This is a genomic window from Bradyrhizobium sp. NBAIM14 (genome assembly GCF_020193895.1).
Classification (GTDB): Bacteria; Pseudomonadota; Alphaproteobacteria; order Rhizobiales; family Xanthobacteraceae; genus Bradyrhizobium; species Bradyrhizobium yuanmingense.
In genome coordinates, this window is record NZ_JADYVQ010000071.1 from 1 (window position 1) to 734 (window position 734).

The 734-nt window shown below is 62.7% G+C and carries 1 protein-coding gene; it reads left to right on the forward strand.

The features are described from left to right. The coding region (locus I6F28_RS37040; protein WP_225143934.1) for an outer membrane protein at window positions 1-734 on the forward strand (734 nt) is incomplete at both ends.

Below are 734 nucleotides of genomic sequence, written 5' to 3' on the forward strand. Positions count from 1 at the left end.
TACACCAAGGCGCCGCCCGCGCCGGTCGCATTCAGCTGGACCGGTTTTTACGCCGGCGTGCATGGCGGTTATGGCTGGAGCGATCCGACGGCGACCTTCGATCCCGGCGCGCTCGCAACCGGGACGGTGCCCGGCTATGTCGTCACGGGTGGCACTGGGCCGTTCACCCTGGATGTGAGCCCCAAGGGCGGATTCGGCGGCGGCCAAATCGGCTATAACTGGCAGTCCGGCACGTTCGTGTATGGTCTGGAAGCGGATGTCAGCGGCGCTGCCATCAGGGAAACGGCGAGCCGCCCCTTCAGCGTCACCGGAACGATCGGCGGCGACAATGGCGCCTTCACCGGCGTATTCAATCTCAAGCAGGAAATCGATGTCTTCGGCACGGTTCGCGGACGCATCGGCTATGCCGCGAACAACCTGCTGATCTACGGTACCGGTGGCTTCGCCTGGGGCCACGTCAAGAACAGCATCTTCACCTCCAATCTCGCCACGCCGAACATTGCCAACTTCAATGGCTTCTTCCCGGCCCTGACGCGAAGCGCTTCCTCGTCGGAGGTCCAGGTGGGGTTCTCCGCGGGTGGCGGTCTTGAATGGGCATTCGATCCGCGCTGGACGTTCAAGGCCGAGTACATCTACATCAATCTCGGAAAGTCGAACGGCAATGCTCTTGCATTCCCCGGCGCGTCCTTCACGGACACCGAGGTTCAGCTTCATACGGCCAAGGGCGGCATCAA